We start from the raw sequence: 16,855 nt of genomic DNA on the forward strand, positions 1-16,855 counted from the left end.
ATCCCCATAGCTCACCGCCTGCGGCCCGCGGGTTCCTGCATCAGAGACTTTCGTACGCCTGACGGCACCCGAAACCCTTCAGCAAAGTCGGCCCTAGAGGCAAAATTTGCCTCCGCCCGGAAGCGGACATCGCGTGTGACCATGCTGGAAGTCGTGGTCGCGCCGTAGCGGACCTACGCGGGGACAAGCGTGAACGTCTCATCTCAACCATTCCCGTTACATTCCGGTCCAGACGGATGAAGGTGCCCTTGGGTGCGCAATGCGCCAAGCAGATTGTATCCAATCGACGCTAACCAGTCATTGGAGCCCCAACGCAAGGCGGCGAAACTCATTGGCCCAGCGTCTCCAGCGCCCTTTGCGCTGCGATCAGATCGACGACCGGATATCTGGTCTCAAACGCGTCGATCACGGATCGTAGGCACGTCGCGGCCTCATGGACACGACCTTGACGTGCCAGAACTGGTGCTAGTTGCGTTGCGGCGCGAAGCTCGAAGAGTCTTGCTTGCTGCCGACGGGCAGTAGCAATTGCTGTTTCGAATAGGTGCGCGGCGCCCGTCAGGTCACCTCTGCCTGCGGCGATCTGGCCACGAAGGCGAATACATTCTGCTAGGTAGCTGGCCTCGTCCGTATCGAAAACGAGGGCATCGACATCATCAAGCATTTGCGATGCATCTTCGATGCGACCGGCCCGCAGGAGAAGATCACAAAGTTCGCATGTTTTCTCAGGGGTATGAAATACGACGCCCTGCCCACGCCAAAGAACCATACTCTCCCGGACGTCATCGATGCCGGCATCCAGTTCACCTAAATGCGAGCGGGCATGGCCACGCCACCTAATGCCGCTGCTTCGACGCGCCGCGTAGCCATGCCGATCGCAAATTTCGACGATCTTCGTAGCGGTCTCAAGTAGTTCCTCGTATTGGCCGAATATAGCAAAAAATTCACACTGAGCGAGAAGATACCAGGCGAGGTCAAACGGTTTATCGAGCTGACCGACAGTTCGAATCAGTTGCTCTTTTTGTTCGACGGCATCGTCAAAGAAGCCCAATATGATCAGCGAACCGCTAAGATACTCTTGGGCAGAGAGCCGTTGATCCGCACCAGCGAACAAGATACGACGACTTGCTTCAACACGTTCACTCAGAGCTAAGGCCTTGCGTAGGGCCTCCGCTGCCAGCGGTTGTTCTCCCCGGTTGTAGTGAGCAATCCCCTTTGCCGCCCAAAGTGCACTCAGATAAGCCGCTGGAACGAGATTGGTATCGTTTGCGAGCTGCTCTTCGGCCAGGGCCAGGTAATCGTGATTGCGCCCAGTGGCATAAAAAAATGGAGCGAGTGAAAGCGCAACGTCACATTGCAATTCGACCAATGCAGTGTTCGCGGCGGCAAAACGTGCACCTTCAAGCGTCTTCCCAAGGCGCTCAGAACGATACCCTTCAGCCTGCATCAAGGCATTGGCCATCGCAAGGTGGAGACGCGTCATCCGTTCGGCGCCGCCGGACACATCGCCAAGTCTCCTGCTGCAGTCAATGGCACTGGCAAAGTGCGACACGGCTTCCCGAGTGGCAGCTCTGGCCACGGCGGCCCCTCCCGCCTTTTGCCAGTGATCGAGCGCGCCCGCCCAATCCCCAGCTTCCTGAAGGTGGTGCGCGAGGAGCTCGGGTTGCGGTTCAGTGATTTCGGTCCACTTTTCCTCCAACACGTCTGCGACACGCTTATGTATCTCCTGGCGCTTAGCGCGCAGCACCGTGCCATACGCTGCGTCCTGAACGAGCGCATGCTTGAAGAGGTAAGTGGCCAGTGGCCGGGTCCCGCGGCAGAACACCAGACCGGCGCCGACGAGTTGATCCAGTGCGCCATTTAGATCAGCGGCATTTCGCTGTGCGACCGCTGCCAGCAATTTGTAGGAGAACTCCCGACCGAGAACCGCGCCGACCTGGGCGACCTCCTTAACGGTTGAGCCGAGGCGATCGAGCCGCGCCATCAACGAGGCATGCAGCGTGGCGGGTACGTTCAACGCCGTCGCAGCAGCTCTTGAGAGCACTGTCCTGGTGTTGCCGCCCTCCAACACCGCCTTGGTCAGCTCCTCGACGAACAGTGGCACCCCATCCGTGCGCTCGATGATCTCCGCGACAACGTCGCTCGGCAGCTCCCCGGTGCCGACGACCCGCTGGACCAGCGCGGCGCCTTCACGACGGTCGAGCCGGTTGAGGACAAGAACCGTGACGTGCGCCTGCCCGGTCCATGGCGGTTGAAACTCGGGGCGGAACGTGAGGAGAAGCAGCACTGGCAGGCGCGGCACGCGCTCGACTACAAGGTCGAGCAGCTCGCGCGAGCTGGGGTCGATCCAGTGCACATCCTCGAAGAGCATCAGCACCGGACCTTGTCGCGCCAGGTCTTCGAGCTGCCGGAGCAACGCATCGAAGGTCTTCTCTTTCTTACGCTGGGGCGTCACTTGGAGAGGCGGGAAGCGACCTTCGGTCGGCAACGACAGCAGCTCGGCCAGCAGCGCCACGTCCTCCGGCGAGGTCGGGCCAAGCAGGGCCGCAAGCTTATCCAGCTTCCTATCAGGTGGGTCGTCGCGCTCCAACCCGGCGGCACGTTCTAGCTGCGCAATGGTCGGGTGGAGCGCGCTGTCTTGATGGTGCGGCGAACAGAAATAGCGCAAGCGGGTGTGTCGCTCATTCTGGATCCGCTCCTGCAATATGACGGTGAGGCGCGACTTTCCGATGCCGGGCTCGCCTGAGAGCAGCACCACACGACCTTCACCACTTTTCGCGCGATGCCAGTGGCGCTGCAGCAGGTCGACCTCCTCCTCACGCCCGACCAGCGGCGTGGGCGTCGTCCCATGCAGCGCCTCGAACCGGCTTTCGACAGCGCTCTCACGAAACACTTGATAGGGATGGATCGGCTCCGGAAAGCCTTTCACCTCGACGGCGCCAAGATCGCGATATTCGAAAAGATCGCCGACCAGCTGCCGCGTTTGCGACCCGATCACGACCGCGTCGGGTTCGGCAAGAGCTTGCAGGCGGGCGGCGAGGTTCGGCGTCTCGCCCACGACGCCGCGCTCTTGCCCTTCGCCGGCGGTGATCAGATCGCCAACGACGACCTCTCCGGTGCCGATGCCGATACGAACCCGCAATGGCTTGGGCTCTGGGAGTCGCCTAACGGCATCGATGAGAGCAAGGCCAGCGCGCACCGCCTGCTCGGCGGCGTTCTCGTGCGCCTGCGGGTAGCCGAAATACACCAAAACTCCGTCGCCCATATACTTGGCGACAAAGCCGCCGAAGTTGGCGACCGTATCGGCGACACAGCGGTGATACGCTCCGATGGTCTCACGCAGGTCCTCGGGATCCAGACGCGTCGCCAGCGCCGTCGAGCCGACGAGATCCACGAACATTACGGTCAGCTGTCGACGCTCCGCGCTTAGACCCGGGGTGCGGCTCTGAGCCGCGATGTCATCGGTGCTCGCGTCGCGATGGCTTGACGACGGCCCCAGCCCCACTATCGCCTTGCGGAATCGCTTGCGATGACCGAGGAGCATACCGAGCTTCTCAAGGTCGGCATCGGTCAGCTCCGGCAGGACTTCCGCGTCAATCGCGTTGTCGCGAAATGCCTGCTCGTATTGCTGGAGGCCGAGGCCTCGCAACCAAGCGGCAACGTCCACACCAGCTCTCCTAAGAATTCGGTTCCCTCAGCCGCGATATTAACTCAGATGCCAGGGAAATGCTGTAGACTCGGATTTCTGTCGAAGTGGAGGTCCCTCTCGAAGAATTTGGGGCTTGGAGCCCGACATGGTTGCCGCGGCGGTGATAGCTTTTGGCAGCAAAGCGGACGATACGCTCCTAGTGATCAAGCATCCGCCTCGGGTCAGGTCACGACGATGTTCGCGACGACCTGAATGTCTGCTCTCTTGTATCCCAGCCTCGAGGCCGCCAGTCCGATTGCGGCCCCAAATGCGACACTTGGAGGTTGGCTCGGCGAGAACAGATCTTGGCGCAAGCACGGCAACGCTGAAAGTCGTTTCGGTTCCTCATAAGAAAGGGCGACTTACCAAGTGGCCAGGTCCGCGTCGTGCGATACGGACTGAGATACAAACTGTGATACAAATCGCTATGGAATTCCAGAGAAAATCCTTTAAAATCAACTTGCCAGGCGGTGCGGCGTTGAAAGCGAGTTTCGGTATCGGTGGTTGCATGTCCGCGATTTGAACCTGCGGTATTTGCCATCAAGGCTGAACGGAGCGCAACCGATCAGGCTCGCGGATTTCCGAAACGCACGCCTTGCTATCCCTTTCTGCGACCGATCGATTTGATGGCTTCTCTCATCTCCCGCAATTGCACATCTTGGGAGACATGGACCAAGATCATGATCTCGGCAGGATTGAAGGAGGCCACGCATCCTGCGGACTGCTATTTTCCGCAGGGGCACAGCCGAGCCGTAGCGAGCGCTACCCGCAATGGTTGTGAAATCTCAAAAACCGGCCTTGCTCCGAGCGCCCGATCGGGCGATTCTGCGCCTTGCAAAAGCACTCGCGCGCCAAGCCGCCCGCGAAGACCACCAGCGTGAACAGGCCGAGAAAACTCATCATGAATCGAACCGCGATCTATGCACGCTTCTCAACCGACCTCCAGAATGAGCGATCCATAGACGATCAACTCGCTTTATGCCGGGCGTATGCAGCACGTGAGCGGTTGAACGTTGTCGCAACCTTTGATGATCGAGCGCGCTCCGGCGGCTCCGTCATGGGCCGTGACGGTTTGCTTCATCTCATGGACAGAGCTCGTGAGCACGAATTTGATGTTCTCGTTGTGGAGGCTCTTGATCGGCTCTCCCGCGACATGGAAGACCTTGCTGGCATTCACAAGCGCCTTTCATTTCTCGGTATCGAAATTCGTGCCGTCCACGAGGGCGTGGTGAACACGGTCTTGGTCGGACTTCGCGGTCTTGTTGGGCAACTCTATCGAGAGGACATCGCTCATAAAGTCCGTCGGGGCCAGGCCGGCCGAGTTAATAAGGGGCTCCATGCCGGTGGATTAACCTATGGCTACTCGTATGTGCTCGGCGACCCTGGAAAGCGGCTAATCGCCCAGGACGAAGCGGAGATCGTGCGTCGCATCTTCAGGGAGTATGTCGATGGACAGACCCCACGCGACATCGCCCACAATCTAAATAGAGACGGCATACCGCCGCCTCGCGGTCGAGTCTGGAATGCCTCCACCATCAATGGAAATGCACAAAGAGGGACTGGGCTGCTTCAGAATGAACTTTATGCCGGCCGGCTGATTTGGAACAAGGTCCGAATGGTCAAGGACCCCGACACCGGCAAACGTATCTCGCGCCCAAATCCTAGAGGCGAATGGCAAACTGTCGAAGTTCCCGACCTTGCCATTATCTCGCCCGAACTGTTTGAAGCGGCACGAGCCAGGAAAAAGGCTCGTGCAGTTACACACCCAAGCCATCAGCGCCGGCCCCGACATATGTTGTCGGGGCTTTTGAGGTGCGGTGCTTGTGGAGCGGGGATGTCCTCAAACGGCAAGGACAAGTCCAGGCGAATTCGTATCCGTTGCTCGGCGGCGACAGAGAACGGGACATGCCCTGATCCGAAGACTTTCTATCTGGATACGGTCGAGAATGCTGTCTTAAACGGGCTCACCGCGGAGATGCGCCATCCGGATGTGATAGCCCAGTACGTCCAGACGTATCACGAAGAACGAAGGCGCCTGGCAGCCGAAACCGATGCGAAGCGCACTCGTTTGGAACGACGGCTTGGAGAGCTATCTCGGGAGATCGATCGGCTGGTCAATGCCATCGCCAAGGGTCATGGCGACCCAGCCGTGTTGGGGCCGCAATCAACAGCGCTCAATCAAGAACGTAAGTGCATTGTAGCCGAGCTGGACAACGTGCCCGCGCCGACTGATGTCATTGCACTGCATCCTGCGGTGCTGGCGCGCTACGAGGAACAACTAAACCAGCTTCAAACAGGGCTTGCCGAAGGCGTTGTGGCCGGCGATTCCGAAACTGCAGAGACGATGCGGGACTTGATCGAAACTGTTACTGTGTTTCGAGATCCATCAAGGATCGGCGGCATTGAAGTCGAAATCGCCGGGCGTCTGACCGCGCTCCTGGGCGAGGATGCCTTTCCCAACGGCGTCAAAGGAGTGTGGGGAAAGGTGGTAGCGGGAGAGGGACTTGAACCCCCGACCCCAGGATTATGATTCCCGTGCTCTAACCAACTGAGCTACCCCGCCAGGGCGGCGAAGGCCCGAAATCCAGCTTAAATCGGCAGGCATATCGGCGCGTTCGCCAAGGTCGCGCGGATATAAGGTTGCGAGGCCAAGCCTGTCAAGCATCGAAGTGGCTGCCGCGCCGGCATATTGCTGGCGCCGAAAGCTTTGCCGGGCAGACATTTGGGCGCACAGGCCGGGGTTGAGTTCAGCGAGGCACGTCGCTATGTCTCGGCCACGAAAGTCATGGTCATGAATTGATGAAACCGCGCATTGCAGTCCTCGGTTGCGGATACTGGGGCAGCAACCACATCCGCACCCTAAAGGCGCTCGGCGCGCTGCATGCGGTTTCGGACGTCAACCCCGCGCGCGCGGAGGGTTTTGCCAGCGAGCAGGATTGCCTGGCGATAGAGCCGGAGGCGCTGTTTGCCCGCGACGATGTCGACGCCATCGTCATGGCGCTGCCGCCGCAGTTCCATGCCGACATGGCGGTGCGCGCCGTGCTCGGCGGCAAGGACGTGCTGGTGGAGAAGCCGATCGCGCTGACGGTGGCCGATGCCGAACGCTCGGTGCAGGCGGCCGCCGATAATGGCCGTGTCTTCATGGTCGGCCACGTACTGCGCTTTCATCCCGCCTTCGAGACGCTGAAGGCGCTGATCGACAATGGCGAACTCGGCGAAGTCCGCTACATCCATTCGCATCGGCTCGGCCTCGGCAAGTTCCACACCGAAAACGACGCGCTATGGGATCTGGCGCCGCACGATCTGTCGATGATCCTGGCCATCACCGGCACCGAACCGGTCGAAGTGCGCGGCGAAGGCGCCGCTCTTCTCGACAATCTCAGCGACTTTGCGCATCTGCACATGCGCTTTCCCAACGGCCTGCGCGGCCATCTGTTCGCCTCGCGGCTCAATCCTTACCGCGAACGGCGGCTGACCGTTGTCGGCACCAAGGCGATGGCGGTGTTCGACGATGTCGAGCCGTGGGAGCGCAAGCTTGCCGTCTATCGCCACGCGGTGTGGCAGGATAGCGGCCAATGGGCGTTCACCGCCAACGAGCCGTCCTATGTCGCGGTCGGTGAGGGCATGCCGCTGACGCGCGAGCTGGAGCATTTCATCCACTGCATCGAGACGCGGGCCGAACCGCGCACCAGCGGCGAGGAGGCCATCCGCGTGCTGCGCATCCTGACCGCCGGCACCGTCGCCCATACAAGGCCCTAAGAGAAAACGCCGTCTATTCGGCGGGAACCCGCGCCGGCTGGACGGCAAGCCGCGTCAGCATCGCCTCGGCCTCCGCGCCGCGCTCGGAGCGCTCGATGAAGCCGCCGCCGAACACGCGCGCCTCGTTGCCATCGTCGGAATAGAGCACGCAAGCCTGACCGGGCGCGATGCCGGATTCGCCGTCTACCAGTTCCACCGAAGTGACACCGGCGCGGTGATGCAGCACGGCCGGGCGCGGCGGCCGCGTCGAGCGCACCTTGGCGAAAAGCTCAAGCCCGGCCGCCGGGATAGCGGTCAGCGGGCCATCGCCCAGCCAGTTCATGTTGCGCAAGAAGATCTTGTGGGTCTCCAGCGCCTCGCGCGGGCCGACGACGACGCGGGCCCGGTCGGCGTCGAGATGAACGACGTAGAGCGGCTCGCCCGAGGCGATGCCGATGCCGCGGCGCTGACCGACGGTGTAGCGCAAAATGCCCTCGTGGCGGCCAAGCACGCGCCCGTCTATATGGACGATGTCGCCCGGATTGGCGGCAGCCGGCTTCAGCTTGGCGATGATGTCGGAATACTTGCCCTGCGGCACGAAGCAGATGTCCTGGCTGTCCTGCTTGGCCGCAACCGTCAGTCCCATCTCCTCGGCGATGGCGCGAACCTCAGGCTTCGACAGGCCGCCGAGCGGAAAACGCAGATAGTCGATCTGTGCCTGGGTGGTGGCGAACAGGAAGTAGCTCTGGTCGCGGTCGGCGTCGACCGGCCGGTAAAGAGCGCGGTGGGCGCCATTGGCGCCGGAACGGATGTAGTGGCCGGTCGCCAGCGCGTCGGCGCCGAGTTCCTTGGCGGTCGCAAGAAGGTCGGCGAATTTCACCGTCTGATTGCAGGAAACGCAAGGGATCGGCGTTTCGCCGGCGACATAGCTCTCGGCGAACGGGTCGATCACCGCCTTGCGGAAGCGCTCCTCGTAATCGAGGACGTAATGCGGGATGGCGAGCGTCTCGGAGACGCGGCGGGCATCGTCGATGTCCTGGCCGGCGCAGCATGAGCCGGCCCGGTGCGTTGCCGCGCCGTGGTCATAAAGCTGCAGCGTGACACCGACGACGTCGTAGCCCTCGCGCCTCAGGAGGCCGGCAACGACCGACGAATCGACACCGCCCGACATGGCGACGACGACGCGGGTGTTTTCGGGGCGTCCGGGAAGATCGAGGCTGTTCATGGTTCTTTCGTTCTGCGCGGCGCTTCAATGCCAATGGCCGGAATATAGGTCAAGCGTCTCGGCTGCGCCAGCTTTGCCGGGCCGGCTCATTTTTCCTGCCGGGTTCAATGCGCTTGCCGGCAGATGTTTCAAATGCCGATGAAAAGGCTAACGCCGCGTTCATGATCCTTACCTAACCATTAGGGTCTGCTTAGGCAAATTTTAAAGCTGTGGCGGTAATGTGGTGGGGATTGGGTCTTTGAGTTTTTTGTAGAGAGTACGATGACCGATCTAATTAGACCGCGAGTCAAATATGTTATCGGGCCGGACGGCAGCCCACTTACCATCGCCGATCTGCCGCCGACGAACACACGTCGCTGGGTTATCCGGCGCAAGGCGGAAGTGGTGGCGGCGGTGCGTGGCGGGCTTTTGAGCCTCGAAGAGGCATGCCAGCGCTACAAGCTCACCACCGAGGAATTCCTGTCCTGGCAAGCGTCGATCGACGAATACGGCCTTGCCGGCCTGCGCACCACGCGCATCCAGCAATACCGGCATTAGGCCGATAAGGGCGCTGATCAGCGCCCTTACGTCTGCGAGGGTCGACGATCTGCAATTTCAGACCGTCAGCACCACCTTGCCGATCGGCCTGGTTGCGAGAAAGGCATGGGCGGCACCGGCCTGTTCGAGCGGAAACGCCTTTGCCACGTGGACGGCCAGCTTTTTCGCGTCGATCAATTTGCCGAGCTCCACCAGAGCGGCACGGTCGGGCACTACGGACATGCGCTCGACGCGGATGCCTCGCGTCCTGGCCTTTGCCCTGGTGGCATCGCTGACATCGAGCAGCGACACCAGAACGCCGCCGGCCGTGAGCACTTTCAGTGATTGCTCCGCATGCACGCCGCCGAACGGGTCCAGAACCAGATCGATGTCGCGGGCCTTCCCGGTGAAATCATCCCTTGTGTAGTCGATCACCTCGTCGGCGCCGAGCGAGCGGACGAAATCGAGCTTTTCCGGGCTGGCGGTCGCGACGACGTAAGCGCCGTGCGCCTTGGCGATCTGCACCGCCAGATGGCCGACACCGCCGGCTCCGGCGTGGATCAGCACGCGCTTGCCAAAATCGAGCCGGCCATGGCGGACAAGGCCTTGCCAGGCTGTCAGGCCGGCCAGCGGCAGCGCGGCGGCTTGCGCGTGATCTATGCCTTCAGGTTTCGGCGCAAGCTCATCAGCCGGGACAGCGGCGAGTTCGGCATAGGCTGCCGCCTGTTTGGGAAAGCGCGGCATGCCGAACACGGCATCGCCGACCTTGAGGCCGGAGACGCCGGAGCCCAGCGCCTCGACAACTCCCGAAACGTCCCAGCCAAGGACAAAAGGCGGCTCGCCAAGCAGCGGATAGTGGCCGCCGCGCACTGCGCCATCGACCGGGTTGATGCCGGCCGCCTCGATGCGGACGAGCACTTCGCCGGCCTCGGGTGATGGGGCGGGGCGATCGGCAATGACGAGGACGTCGGGTCCGCCGAAGGAATTCTGGATAATGGCACGCATGGAAGGCTCTCCTGCTGGTTTTGATGTGACACTATCATTTGGATAGTTATTTTCTCTTGTCTAGTATGTACCTTGTTGATATATACACACCTCATGGATAGTGAAGATGTTTCCCCTTTTGGCTATGACGCCTTTCGGCGGTCGTGCCCGTCACACGCCGTGCTCGAGACGCTCGCCAGCAAATGGGTCTACCTGGTGATCTGTGCGCTGCGCCGGGGCCGGCTCCGCAACGGCGAATTGGCGCGCAAGCTCGAAGGCATCACGCCGAAAATGCTGACGCAGACGCTGCGTATCCTGGAACGCGACGGGCTTGTGCGGCGCGAGGTTTTCCCGGTCATTCCGCCGCGTGTCGAATATGAGCTGACCGAACTTGGCCAGAACCTGGCAGGACTGCTCAATCAGATCAGAGCCTGGTCGGAGCAGCATGTGCCCGACATCAAAAATGCGCGCGCACGGGCGGCGGAACAGCAAGTAGATCTGGATGCCTGAGGCGGGCACAGTCGGTGCGCAGCAATAGCGCACAAGCGCGACGCGCGTTAGAGTCTTGTTTTCAGCCGATCATGGCGCTGCGGCCGCCGGCTTCCGTGTCGCGCGCCTTGGTGTCGCGCGATTCCAGCATCTCGGCCTTGGAAAGCTCCGCTTCGGCTTCGCTCAGCAATGATTCGGCGACATTTCGCTGCTGGGCGAGGTCGCTTTGCGAATTTCTAAGGTTGTCGCGGCGCAGACGTGCCGCCTTGGCGAAGGTCGGATAAGCAAAGTGATTGATGTCGGTGATGCCGGCCTTCTTCTCTTCGGCAGCAATCTGAAGTTCCAGCTCGACGGCCATGCGCTCGAATTCGGCGATCATCATGTCGAGCTGCAGCAGCTGCCGCCGCTTCTCGCTCACCTGAAATTGCTTCAGCCGAACGAGGTTTTCACGTGACTTCATGATTCGGTACTCCCGGAAACGCACACCTGCACATATCGTCCAATTCACCCGGCAAGGCCCAGGCTTGACCCGTTTCCACCGGCTTTCCCCGAACTATGGGAAACAAACTCCTAAAGTTTTTTGCCGGCGGTAACCATTCGTTTACGGGCATTGTTAATCATACGGCTCAGGACTTAAGGGCGGGTAAAAATTCTGCTTCTCGTCGGGAAACCCGGCCAACGAGTCCGAAGAGTCGCTTAGTCTGGCTTATTAATGTGCTGCATTAACGGTTTGGGTCTGTGATTCGTTATTGGATTCAACAAGGTGTAGAAAGGGGTTAAAAAATCTGATACCGTCATGGACGGGGAATTAGGTTTTATTAACCATTCGATGGCAGCCTCTGCTCAGGCAATCACTGCTCCGGTCCTGGACGGGTCGTGAAATGGTCCGGCAGCAGAAAAGGGGAATGAAATGCGCGTTCTGCTGATAGAAGACGACAGTGCAACCGCACAAAGCATCGAGCTGATGCTGAAATCGGAAAGTTTCAATGTCTATACGACCGACCTTGGCGAAGAGGGCGTCGATCTAGGCAAGCTTTACGATTACGACATCATTCTCCTCGACCTCAATCTCCCCGACATGTCGGGCTATGAAGTTTTGAGAACACTTCGCCTGTCCAAGGTGAAGACGCCGATCCTCATCCTCTCCGGCATGGCCGGCATCGAGGACAAGGTGCGCGGCCTCGGCTTCGGCGCCGACGATTACATGACTAAGCCCTTTCACAAGGACGAACTGGTCGCCCGCATCCATGCCATCGTGCGGCGTTCCAAGGGCCACGCCCAGTCGGTCATCACCACCGGCGACCTGGTGGTCAATCTCGATGCCAAGACCGTTGAGGTCGGTGGCCAGCGCGTGCATCTGACCGGCAAGGAATATCAGATGCTGGAACTGCTCTCGCTGCGCAAGGGCACCACGCTGACCAAGGAAATGTTCCTTAACCATCTCTATGGCGGCATGGATGAGCCAGAACTGAAGATCATCGACGTCTTCATCTGCAAGCTGCGCAAGAAGCTTGACGCCGCGTCTGGCGGGCAGAATTACATCGAGACCGTCTGGGGCCGCGGCTATGTGCTGCGTGAGCCCGAAGATATCCGCGTCAGCGCCTGAACTAGGGGCGTGATCCCAAGGTGGGCGCCGATTTTTTCGGAAAAGAACCCGGCAAAACAACAAGATAGAGCCGATCCGATTTTCGTCGGAATGGAACAGCTCTGATCAGGCGGCAATCTTCAAGGCGCGGAAGCACTCGAGCAGTTGCGGCCGGTTGAACGGCTTCAGCAGGTAGCCCTGGGCGCCGGCTCGTTTTGCCCGCATGATCGCCCCGACATCGACCTCGACCAGCGAAATCAAAACCTGCGGCAATACCGGGCTTTCCATGGCGCGCAGGCGGCGGATGAGGTCCTGCGCCTGCATGTCCGGCAAGGCGCCGTCGACGACGATGATATCAGGCATGTCGGCCGCGCACATCTCGATCGCCTCGTGGCCGCTGGCGGCTTCGATCACCATCATGCCGGAACCGCCCAGGATACGCCTTGCGACCTTCCTGATGACGCTCGAATTGTCGACGAACATGCAGCGTTTCATTCCGGGACCCTCTTTGCCATGCGGCGAACCGGCAGCGTCGTGGCATCTGCCGGGGAACATAGGCCGATCTGGTAAAGAAGCCGAAAAGCCGTTAGGTAAAATTTTCCTGAAGGTGTTTTAAGTGAAATCTTCTTTCGCAATGCTTCACGCAATCAATCCGCAAGCCCGCCCACAGATGTTAGGACAACGCCGCAAATATGACTTGAGAAAAATACTTTCCCCGCTCTTTAGGAGAACTTCAGGCTGCGGAAAGGACGATCTCGTCGGCGGTCGCATGGATCGAAATCGTCATGTTGGCTTCGCGGGCCAGGAGCAGCGTGTAATAGGGCTGCACCGAATGCGCGTCGATCGGCTCTTCCGGCCTGTGGCCGGAATGCAATTCCAGGAATTTGGGCGGCACGCGGAGCATCGGGCCGCTCGCCGCGAGCGCAAAGCGCGGCTCGGTCTCGAGGTTCTCCAGCGTGACCACCAGCCTGCCGCCGCGCGGAATGGCGGCGTTAGCGACGAGGATGAGATTGAGCAGCAGCTTGACCTTGTTCTTGGGCAACAGTGCGCGGGTTCCGTTCCAGATCAGTTCCGGCTTCTCGTTCTTCAGGAAGGCGATGGCCACGGCCTCGGCGTCCCCGGTGTCGATCAGCATGCCGGCGGAACCGGCGGCGCCGAAGGCGATGCGGGCGAATTGCAGGCGGGCGGAGGCGTTTTTGGCGCTTTGGCGGATCAGCTTCATGGCGTCTTCGTCGGCGCCGCCTTCGTCGAGCAGCTCAAGCCCGTTGTTTATGGCGCCGACCGGCGAAATGATGTCGTGGCAGACCCGGCTGCACAGCAGCGCTGCCAGATCGGGTGCGGAAAGGGTGAAAAGCTCGGCCATCGGCAAAAATCCCTGCAAATTTCACAACACAATGACCGGGCGATCATGATCACGCCTGTCCACACGAATCACGCTCTCTCCCAAGCATTCTGAATACACAGCGCTTGTGCGTGCAGCAACAAATCCGAAATCATGATTGTCGAAAATGGCGTGTTCACGCAGCAGGGTGCTGCGCGGGCGATGTGAAAACAGCCTTCGAACCGCCATCTTCATGTGGGAGTTTAATGGTTGAAAAAGGATTACGGCATAGTTTGCCCCTAACAGTCATCCTTAACGGCCGCCAAAGAGCCGTACGGGTGCGAGGCGTCGGCGAAAGTGCTCCCTGACGGAGATTGGAAGCATGGTTTCCCGATTCTACGACCGGACTTTTTTCCGTGTCATCTCAATGACGATCGCGCTCATCGGCCTTGTCGCCTTTTCGGCATCGGCGGCGCGGGCGCAGGAATACACCGCGCAGGAGATCGTCGATTCCGGTCATAAATTCTTCGGCGCTACATCGGGCGGGCTCGCCACCGTCGTCGAGAAGATTTTCGCCACCTATGGCCTGCCGAACGGCTATCTGCTCGGCGAAGAGGGGTCCGGGGCGCTGATCGGTGGCCTGACCTATGGCGAAGGCACGCTCTACACCAAGAATGCCGGCGACCACAAAGTGTTCTGGCAAGGCCCTTCGCTCGGCTGGGATTTCGGCGGCGAGGGCTCGCGCGTCATGATGCTGGTCTACAATCTCGACGATGTGAGCAGCCTCTATAATCGTTTTGGCGGCGTCGCCGGCTCCGCCTATGTCGTCGCCGGCGTCGGCTTCAACGTGCTGAAGAACAACAATGTGCTGCTCGTGCCGATCCGTACCGGCGTCGGCGCCCGTCTCGGCGTCAATCTCGGCTACCTCAAGCTCACCCAGCGCGCGACCTGGAATCCGTTCTGACACCTGCATGATGGCGCCACTGCGATTGGAGCTGTGATCCCACGGTCTGAGCTTTGCCGCGGCATACTCTTGCCGTGGCGCCGGATTTCCGTCATGCGAAGATGGCAAAGTCGACCTTTGGCGGTTGCCATGCACAACGGATAGTCATCTTGGTCCAGTCGATCCTGTTCTTTGTTCTCGGCTTTCTCTGCGCCGGCTTCCTGGCGCTGATGATTGCTCCGGCCGTGTGGCGGCGGGCGGTGGCGCTGACGCGCAAGCGCGTCGAGGGCTCGATGCCGTTGACGCTGGCCGAGATCCAGGCGGACAAGGATCGCATTCGCGCCGAGTTCGCGGTTTCGGTGCGCCGGCTTGAAATGACCGTCAAGTCATTGCGCGAGAAAGCCGCCGAACAGCTGGTCGAGATCGGCCGCGACCGCGAAGCCCTGAAGGAATTGGCGGCCGAGCGACAGGACAAGAACCGGGTCGTCGCCGATCTTACAGCCAGCGGCGAGGAGCTTCGCAAGCGCGATGAGCAACTGCAGCAGCTGTCGGAACGGCTTGCGGAGACCGAGCGCGCCCTCGAAAAGCGCGGGCTCGAACTGCGGAAACTGGAGCACATGTATGACGACGCCAGTTTTTCATCCAGCAGCAGGCAGATCGAGCTGGTGGCGCGCGAATCCGAGCTGCAGAAGTTGGCAAGCGACATTTCGCTGCTGCGCGGCCAGCGCAAGGAGGCGGACAGGCGCAGCCAGGAATTGGCAGCCGAAAGCAAGGTTTTGCGGGACGCGCTGAAGGCCGAGAAGAAAAGAACCGGCGACCTGGAAAAGAAGGTCGAACGCCTGCTCGCCTCGCTGGCCGATCGCGAGGACAGGCTCGAGCGCCGCGAGAAGGAACTGGTGCGCCTTCGCGAAAAGCCGAAAGGCGCTGAAAGGGCGCCTGCGGTGGGTCTTGCCGGCGTGCCAGGCACCCAGGTCAATGTGGCCGCCAACGGCGACATCGAACAGACAACCGCCAAGCTCGACGCCGACCGCGAGCGGCTGGAGGCCAGGCTGACGTCGCTGGCACGCGAGAACAGACGGCTGAAGACAGATCTTGCTGCCGTCGAAACGTCGAAATCGCGGACCGGAGACGATACCGGCAGCGCCAGCGCGGCATTGCGCGAAGAGATGAACGATCTGGCGGCGCAAGTCGTGGCCTTGACGGCAAAGCTCGACGGGCCGGATTCGCCGATCGCCCGGGCGCTTGCAGCGCCTGAGGATACGCGGCCGGGGAGCGGCGGACGCAGCCTTGCCGATCGGGTGCGGGCGCTGCAGAAGGCCGCTTCGACCGACTAAGATTCCACAAGCGCGAGCGGGACGCCCCGGCTCTAAATTAGGCTCCGGAAAAATGATGCAGCGCGATGGCTGATGCGGCGGCGACGTTCAGGCTGTCGAAGCCCTGCGCCATACCGATCCGCAGAGTCTGCAGGCGGGCAAGCAGGCTTTCCGGCAGGCCTTCGCCCTCGGTGCCGAGATAGAGCGCCAGCCGCTCGTTTCTCTTGGCATCGCGAATGTCGATCTGCCCGCGCGGCGACAAGGCGAATTGGCTGAAGCCTTGCCGGTCGAGCATTGCGGTGCAGCCGGCGGTATCGGCAAAGCAGGCGAAGGGGACTTTCAAGGCCGCGCCCACCGAGACGCGGATTGCCTTGCGGTACAACGGATCGCAGCAGGTCGGATCGAGAAGCGCGGCATCCGCGCCAAAGGCGGCGGCATTGCGGAAGATCGATCCCATATTGTCATGATTGGCGATGCCGACCAGCACCACGATCAGCGCGCGGGCGGGCAGTGCGCCGAGCAAAGCTTCAGCGGAGACGGCCGCGCCCTTGCGGCCGATCGCCAATATGCCGCGATGCATGTGGAATCCGGCAATCCTGTCCATGACTTCGCCGGATGCGACATAGATCGGAAGCCCGGCAGGCGCCTTGCGCAGGACGTCATCGAGGCCGGCCAGCCGGTTCTCGAGCACCAGCACCGATTCTGCCTCGAAGCGACGGGCGGCAAGCAGCGTGTCGAGCACCACCTTGCCTTCGGCGACGAAACGGCCCTGCCGGCCGGCAAGATCGCGTTCCCGGATGTCGAGATAGGCGGCGACGCGAGGATCCTGCGGGTCGTCTATGCGGATCGGATTCATGGCTTCCTCGGCGGATCTTGGCGTCGGCCGCGAATCGGGATTCGGCTTCGGAAGGCATGATGCCGGATCCGAAGCTCTGACCGTATCTCAGCGTCCAAATGGATGCACGCCGTTCTAACGGTCAAATCCAATCACAAGGCGCCGGGCCGAGACGCCTTGCCTGGCCTCCTGGCGGCATGGAGATATTGATTCCCGCGGCA

14 protein-coding genes and 1 tRNA gene are annotated in these 16,855 nt (G+C 61.0%); 7 read left to right on the top strand and 8 right to left on the bottom strand.

Annotation, left to right across the window (positions count from 1 at the left end; genetic code table 11):
* Positions 1-328: 328 nt before the first annotated feature.
* Positions 329-3,664: an AAA family ATPase gene (locus NKH90_RS28410; protein WP_352822350.1), complete on the bottom strand. Its 3,336-nt coding sequence runs from the start codon at positions 3,662-3,664 to the stop codon at positions 329-331.
* A 922-nt stretch (positions 3,665-4,586) separates the two neighbouring features.
* Between NKH90_RS28410 and NKH90_RS28415 the strand changes: the two genes are divergently transcribed.
* Complete coding sequence (locus NKH90_RS28415) at positions 4,587-6,215, top strand: recombinase family protein (RefSeq protein ID WP_352822400.1); 1,629 nt, start codon at positions 4,587-4,589, stop codon at positions 6,213-6,215.
* Here NKH90_RS28415 and NKH90_RS28420 read toward each other — a convergent pair.
* Positions 6,172-6,248, bottom strand: a tRNA-Met gene (locus NKH90_RS28420). The genes NKH90_RS28415 and NKH90_RS28420 overlap by 44 nt on opposite strands.
* A 236-nt stretch (positions 6,249-6,484) precedes the next feature.
* Here NKH90_RS28420 and NKH90_RS28425 point away from each other — a divergent pair.
* Positions 6,485-7,444 (top strand): Gfo/Idh/MocA family protein, encoded by a 960-nt coding sequence (locus NKH90_RS28425; RefSeq protein ID WP_352466761.1) that lies wholly within the window; start codon positions 6,485-6,487, stop codon positions 7,442-7,444.
* A 13-nt stretch (positions 7,445-7,457) separates the two neighbouring features.
* On the opposite strand, the gene mnmA is transcribed toward NKH90_RS28425, so the two are convergent.
* Complete coding sequence (gene mnmA, locus NKH90_RS28430) at positions 7,458-8,648, bottom strand: tRNA 2-thiouridine(34) synthase MnmA (protein ID WP_352822352.1); 1,191 nt, start codon at positions 8,646-8,648, stop codon at positions 7,458-7,460.
* Between the two features lie 261 nt (positions 8,649-8,909).
* Between mnmA and sciP the strand changes: the two genes are divergently transcribed.
* The gene (gene sciP / locus NKH90_RS28435) at positions 8,910-9,185 is read left to right on the top strand and encodes a CtrA inhibitor SciP (RefSeq protein ID WP_023679563.1); all 276 of its coding nucleotides are present in this window, start codon (positions 8,910-8,912) and stop codon (positions 9,183-9,185) included.
* Positions 9,186-9,242: 57 nt separating this feature from the next.
* Here the strand turns inward: sciP and NKH90_RS28440 are convergent, their stop codons facing one another.
* Positions 9,243-10,169, bottom strand: a complete 927-nt coding sequence (locus NKH90_RS28440) for an NADP-dependent oxidoreductase (protein ID WP_352822353.1) — start codon at positions 10,167-10,169, stop codon at positions 9,243-9,245.
* Positions 10,170-10,262: 93 nt separating this feature from the next.
* Between NKH90_RS28440 and NKH90_RS28445 the strand changes: the two genes are divergently transcribed.
* Entirely contained in the window at positions 10,263-10,658 is a 396-nt protein-coding gene (locus NKH90_RS28445) for a winged helix-turn-helix transcriptional regulator (RefSeq protein ID WP_352683855.1), read from the top strand.
* A 61-nt stretch (positions 10,659-10,719) separates the two neighbouring features.
* Here NKH90_RS28445 and NKH90_RS28450 read toward each other — a convergent pair whose 3' ends face one another.
* Positions 10,720-11,097 (bottom strand): flagellar export protein FliJ, encoded by a 378-nt coding sequence (locus NKH90_RS28450; RefSeq protein ID WP_023719275.1) that lies wholly within the window; start codon positions 11,095-11,097, stop codon positions 10,720-10,722.
* A 450-nt stretch (positions 11,098-11,547) separates the two neighbouring features.
* Between NKH90_RS28450 and ctrA the strand changes: the two genes are divergently transcribed.
* The gene (gene ctrA / locus NKH90_RS28455; protein WP_006203583.1) at positions 11,548-12,243 is read left to right on the top strand and encodes a response regulator transcription factor CtrA; all 696 of its coding nucleotides are present in this window, start codon (positions 11,548-11,550) and stop codon (positions 12,241-12,243) included.
* 105 nt (positions 12,244-12,348) lie between these two features.
* On the opposite strand, the gene NKH90_RS28460 is transcribed toward ctrA, so the two are convergent.
* The gene (locus NKH90_RS28460) at positions 12,349-12,717 is read right to left on the bottom strand and encodes a response regulator (RefSeq protein WP_352452918.1); all 369 of its coding nucleotides are present in this window, start codon (positions 12,715-12,717) and stop codon (positions 12,349-12,351) included.
* 238 nt (positions 12,718-12,955) lie between these two features.
* Positions 12,956-13,585: a histidine phosphotransferase ChpT gene (gene chpT / locus NKH90_RS28465; RefSeq protein ID WP_352452917.1), complete on the bottom strand. Its 630-nt coding sequence runs from the start codon at positions 13,583-13,585 to the stop codon at positions 12,956-12,958.
* Positions 13,586-13,925: 340 nt separating this feature from the next.
* Here chpT and NKH90_RS28470 point away from each other — a divergent pair, with 340 nt between their 5' ends.
* Together NKH90_RS28470 and NKH90_RS28475 are read left to right on the top strand one after the other, a co-directional pair.
* Positions 13,926-14,507 (top strand): DUF1134 domain-containing protein, encoded by a 582-nt coding sequence (locus NKH90_RS28470; protein ID WP_023679557.1) that lies wholly within the window; start codon positions 13,926-13,928, stop codon positions 14,505-14,507.
* 149 nt (positions 14,508-14,656) lie between these two features.
* Positions 14,657-15,820, top strand: coding sequence for a coiled-coil domain-containing protein (locus NKH90_RS28475; RefSeq protein WP_352767289.1), 1,164 nt, complete (start codon positions 14,657-14,659; stop codon positions 15,818-15,820).
* A gap of 37 nt (positions 15,821-15,857) precedes the next feature.
* On the opposite strand, the gene NKH90_RS28480 is transcribed toward NKH90_RS28475, so the two are convergent.
* Positions 15,858-16,655, bottom strand: coding sequence for a TrmH family RNA methyltransferase (locus tag NKH90_RS28480; RefSeq protein ID WP_352502237.1), 798 nt, complete (start codon positions 16,653-16,655; stop codon positions 15,858-15,860).
* Positions 16,656-16,855 lie beyond the last annotated feature (200 nt).

Source organism: Mesorhizobium sp. M0898 (genome assembly GCF_040319695.1).
Lineage (GTDB): Bacteria > Pseudomonadota > Alphaproteobacteria > Rhizobiales > Rhizobiaceae > Mesorhizobium.

Bases quoted from the DNA above. Each gene is read 5' to 3' on its own strand.
- NKH90_RS28415 (WP_352822400.1), top strand. From the start codon at position 4,587: ATGAATCGAACCGCGATCTATGCACGCTTCTCAACCGACCTCCAGAAT.
- NKH90_RS28425 (WP_352466761.1), top strand. From the start codon at position 6,485: ATGAAACCGCGCATTGCAGTCCTCGGTTGCGGATACTGGGGCAGCAAC.
- mnmA (WP_352822352.1), bottom strand. From the start codon at position 8,648: ATGAACAGCCTCGATCTTCCCGGACGCCCCGAAAACACCCGCGTCGTC.
- sciP (WP_023679563.1), top strand. From the start codon at position 8,910: ATGACCGATCTAATTAGACCGCGAGTCAAATATGTTATCGGGCCGGAC.
- NKH90_RS28440 (WP_352822353.1), bottom strand. From the start codon at position 10,169: ATGCGTGCCATTATCCAGAATTCCTTCGGCGGACCCGACGTCCTCGTC.
- NKH90_RS28445 (WP_352683855.1), top strand. From the start codon at position 10,263: ATGGATAGTGAAGATGTTTCCCCTTTTGGCTATGACGCCTTTCGGCGG.
- NKH90_RS28450 (WP_023719275.1), bottom strand. From the start codon at position 11,097: ATGAAGTCACGTGAAAACCTCGTTCGGCTGAAGCAATTTCAGGTGAGC.
- ctrA (WP_006203583.1), top strand. From the start codon at position 11,548: ATGCGCGTTCTGCTGATAGAAGACGACAGTGCAACCGCACAAAGCATC.
- NKH90_RS28460 (WP_352452918.1), bottom strand. From the start codon at position 12,717: ATGAAACGCTGCATGTTCGTCGACAATTCGAGCGTCATCAGGAAGGTC.
- chpT (WP_352452917.1), bottom strand. From the start codon at position 13,585: ATGGCCGAGCTTTTCACCCTTTCCGCACCCGATCTGGCAGCGCTGCTG.
- NKH90_RS28470 (WP_023679557.1), top strand. From the start codon at position 13,926: ATGGTTTCCCGATTCTACGACCGGACTTTTTTCCGTGTCATCTCAATG.
- NKH90_RS28480 (WP_352502237.1), bottom strand. From the start codon at position 16,655: ATGAATCCGATCCGCATAGACGACCCGCAGGATCCTCGCGTCGCCGCC.